The following is a 4024-nucleotide window of genomic DNA, read 5'->3' as shown; positions in this document are numbered from 1 at the left end:
CAGTCCCGACCTCCCTGATCTTGTCGAGGAAGTCAGCCTTGTCATCAAGGTGTACCGAAGAGGTCGGAGAATGCTCGTACATCGGCACTTCGTGAAACTTGACGAACCTCCAACACCACATCCCCGATGGTCTGTCCCCCAAAATGCCGACAGACTAGATGAGTAAGGGTGTCCTATATTGAGGACGATGACCGCGGTCGTGAAGCGCATGCAGATAGTCGTGGGAGGCCCGGTCGGAAACGAGACGTACTGTGAAGAGATCCCGCCTTATTTCTGCGGCTGGTGCTGGTTGTCTAATTGCCAGTCTCATCCCTGCGGCTGCTGCGTCTGCCACAGACACGGCACCTGACCCGGACGAGGTGTTGGCTGCAGTTCAGGAGGTTGCGAGTCAGCCGAACACCGGCCCTATTGATGAGGCTGGGACATTCACCGTGTCATCAGACGACACGCTCGTCTTTGACAATGAGAACACCCGCGTGGCGATTGATCTCGGTCCGTCACCGACTATCGAGCTGACTTCAGAAATCTATGAGCCTTTGTATATTCAGGGCGGCCTGTCGGACGATGTTTCCACGGAACCTGACGGCACAGTCGTATTCAACAAGGCGGAGGAAGACTACTCCGTTGTCCCGCTGCCCCACGAAGACGGTTCGGTCCAATTGATCAACGTCCTCGCCGATTCATCGGCACCGGAGCGGTTTGAGTACAACTTCTCCTCCAGCACTCCGGTGAACATCTCCCTCCATGAAGGGATGGCCGTGATCGAGGACCCGGAGGGAAACTATTTGGGTGGAGTCACCGCTCCGTGGGCCTACGACTCCCTCGGCGTGGCAGTTCCGACACACTTCGAGGTCGACGGTGACACGCTGGTCCAGGTTGTCGATCACACATCGCAGAACTACGCCTACCCAGTCACCGCAGACCCATATGCAGGACAGATGTTGTTCCAATGGGCCACCATCGACACCTACAACGGCGACAAGCGAGTCAATCTTCAGCCGACCAATTACGGCCGAGGAGTGGTGCCCTGGGTGATGACGGGGGCTGGCTGGTCTGAAGCGGTCGGATGGGGCCAGCCGTATCCGATCGGCCCGACACTCACGAGCAAGGCGACCTTGCGACAGCAGTTCGATTGCCACGCTTTCGGTAATGCCTTCGCTGGCGTTTGGAATCTGGAGCGCGTTCGCCCGAACCGCACAGCTGTCTGGAGCTACGGTGTCGCCATACATCGGTGCAACTGGAACACCGCCGACAGGTACTGAACTGCCACGTCGACGCCTCTACCTGAGACAAGGAGACCATTCCTATGAGTCAGTCACAAGCGGGAATCCGCGCTTCCAGGTTCATGCTCGGCGGGGCATTGGCGGTTCTTGTGGGTGTTGTGATGGCCGTCGTCTTCGCGCTTCAGCCATGGCGATCGTGCCCCGAGGATGACGTCGCTGCAGGGTGCGTTGCGCTTCCCCAGGATACGGCAGGGATGCTGCTGGGGCTGGTCGTGCTTGGTACGGGACTAGCGCTGCTGTTTGTCGGCGCGCGACGACGTCGACAAACGGTGAGCGGCAACCGCACGGCGTGAGCCCTCCTGTCGCATGGACTGTGGATTGCGGGCTGGTGTGCCGGTTCGACCATACGGGCAGCGCGCTCAGGAAGCTCGCGGGGGTACTTGCACGGACGTCCCATAAGCCAGATCCTTCCAAGGAATCAGGTCGCCGGACATGGTCGGGTGAGTCGTTGATGCTGCTTGACCTCACGCAGATCGGGGTAGGCACGCCAGACGCCGCCAGCATCGACGCTACGCCGGTAGGCGGTGTTCGTGGCGATCCCCACGACATCGGCGATCACCGACGCCGGAACGCTCTGCGCGAAGTGCTGCAGTCTCGACGATCGGAACCGTCGGAGACTGAACCCGTGTTGTGCTGCGATCCGCTCGACGCCTGAGGCGGTCACGTGCTGGTTCGGCATCGTGCCGGGAAAAAGCCACCCAACCTCGTTCGGGTGATAGACGGGGCGGGAATCGAGCTTGCGGAGTTGCTCACGCACCAGCTCCGCAAGCCTGTCGGGAAGATGAATCGGTGTCTTGGCGAAAGCGATCGACATTCGCCCCGGGGAGTCGTCGATTTGATCCCGGGTGAGCGCGATGCTCGCCTCGACCGGCTGGGCAAAGATCAGAGAAAACAGCGTGACCAGCCTCGTCGGCAGCGGAAGCGAATTCAGTGCGAACACGCGCTCGGCCGTCGTCGCGAGTTCGCTATCGGTGAGGTGCGGGTCAGCGGATCGTTTTTGCACTCGTGTCACGGTGACGTTCTGGGCGATACGTTCTTTGACCGCCCAGGTCACGAACGGGCCGATCTGCTGCCGTACTCGATTTGCAGACACGTAGCGATCGATCGCGGGCTGGTCGACGGCGTTCATGTTCATATCGTTGTCGTCGAGCCACTGCAGAAACGCGGCGATGGCCCGCAGTTGGGCTCGGCGTGCGTTGAAGGTGCCGCCGGTCATCGGCCGCTCCTGGAGTATCCGACGTATGAGGGGTGCCAGGTTCCAGCGAAAGAAACGCCCCAGCAGCACGGAATGCGTCGCGGGCAGGCTTGCGAGCAGGCGCGCGGCATAGGCCTCCAAGTCGCGTTCAGGAGGACGTCGATCTCCGGGAGCACGCCGGCGCTGATGAGCGTGCGGCGGAGGTAACGGACCTTCGTGGATGGATCGAGTGCGTCGATGGTCCGGTGCGAGATGGGCGCGGCTCCTGTGGCCATCTCGCTCAGTGTCGAGGGGACGGGTTCCCGGCGAATCCACTTCAAGACGGCGTCGCTGCCACCCAGCGTGAGGAGGTAGGCGTGCAACGGTTGAAGCGGCTCCGCGATGTTTCCGCTGCCGTTGTCGAGCAGAACCCGTAGTCGCGCGTTGAGCCTGCAGGGTGCGCAGTGCGTGCCCTGCAAGTGATTTTCGCTGCCGCAGGTGCGGCAGCCGAACCGCTCGGGTTGGCCGGCGCATGTCGAGCACATGATGGCGCCCTCACCGTCGAGGTGACAGAGCACGCGAACCTGCTCGCAGTGCGGACAGGGTGCGGGGTGGCGTCGAAGCCAGGAGTAGCACGGGTTGCAGATCTGCCCGCCGAGTAACTGGTATCGCGAGATGACGTCGCGATGACACCGAGTGCAGCGCGGTGCCGGACCACTCACTGTTTCTCATCGGTCGGGCGGTGGATGCGCGCCGGGATTGGCCGCAGCTCGGCGATCGCGTCGGTCGCCGGTGCGGCTCCGTTCGCGCGGCGCTTCGCCACGGGCACTGCGGCGCGTACTTCGATGAGGTCGTTCGGGGAGCAGGAGAAGATCCGACAAAGCGCGGCGAGCACCGTCATGTTCAACCGATCCGGCGTCTTCGTCACCAGGCGGAACACCTGTTCCCGGGAGAGGTTCACGCCCTGCTCCCGCAAGGGTTCTCGGAGATCGGTCGTCTGATACATGCCTGCAACCGACATCAGGGCGCGCAGGTTCCACTGGACTTGGTCGTCCGAGTTACTGGTCATCGGGGCTCCCGTATATGCGGCTCAGGGCCTGGGCGACGACCCGGCGCTTGAAGTCGTCGCCTACCGAAGTGTAGATTGCGGTTGTCGACGCATAGGCGTGTCCGACCTGATCCTGGACGAACCGCTCGGAGTACCCCCATTCGATCAGATTCGTCACATACGTGTGGCGCAAAGCGTGCAGGCTCAGCTCCTTCGGCAAGCCCACCTCATCGCGAATATCCGCAAACCGCTGATCGAGATAGCGAAGAGGGACGCGCGTGTCGCGCTCGGTCGGCCAAACCGGTCCCGATGCCGGCGCGTGATAGTGAGCCCGGTCCGTCTTGACCCACTGCAGAAGCCCTTCGATGGCCCAGGAGTACTCCGGCAGCGCCAGAACGGTGCGCCGCTTAGGGCCCGAGCCGCGTGACCCCTTGCCCCAACGGACATAGATCGCCCCGCACGTGCCGAACATGGGTGCTGACGGGTTGGAGCGAAGATCCGGGATGTCGAGTCCGACGG

The 4024-nt window shown here is 62.3% G+C and carries 4 protein-coding genes; 1 reads left to right on the top strand and 3 read right to left on the bottom strand.

Features of this window, described 5'->3' with window-relative positions; translation table 11 throughout:
* The first annotated feature begins 431 nt into the window (after window positions 1-431).
* Window positions 432-1262 carry a DUF2599 domain-containing protein gene (locus QZV81_RS02630; protein ID WP_292832051.1) on the top strand — a complete coding sequence of 277 codons (831 nt, stop codon included), beginning with the start codon at window positions 432-434 and terminating at the stop codon, window positions 1260-1262.
* A 439-nt stretch (window positions 1263-1701) separates the two neighbouring features.
* On the opposite strand, the gene QZV81_RS02625 is transcribed toward QZV81_RS02630, so the two are convergent.
* The 3 genes from QZV81_RS02625 to QZV81_RS02615 form a co-directional block, all read right to left on the bottom strand.
* Window positions 1702-2499: a hypothetical protein gene (locus tag QZV81_RS02625; RefSeq protein ID WP_292832048.1), complete on the bottom strand. Its 798-nt coding sequence runs from the start codon at window positions 2497-2499 to the stop codon at window positions 1702-1704.
* A gap of 676 nt (window positions 2500-3175) precedes the next feature.
* Window positions 3176-3526 (bottom strand): helix-turn-helix transcriptional regulator, encoded by a 351-nt coding sequence (locus QZV81_RS02620; RefSeq protein WP_292832045.1) that lies wholly within the window; start codon window positions 3524-3526, stop codon window positions 3176-3178.
* On the bottom strand, window positions 3516-4024 hold a 509-nt coding region (locus QZV81_RS02615), incomplete at its 5' end, for a tyrosine-type recombinase/integrase (protein ID WP_292832042.1). The genes QZV81_RS02620 and QZV81_RS02615, both read right to left, overlap by 11 nt.

This window comes from Microbacterium sp. (genome assembly GCF_011620665.1).
Classification (GTDB): domain Bacteria; phylum Actinomycetota; class Actinomycetes; order Actinomycetales; family Microbacteriaceae; genus Microbacterium.
The sequence above is the reverse complement of the archived record's forward strand: the minus strand, read 5'-3'. Positions and strand labels throughout refer to the sequence as shown.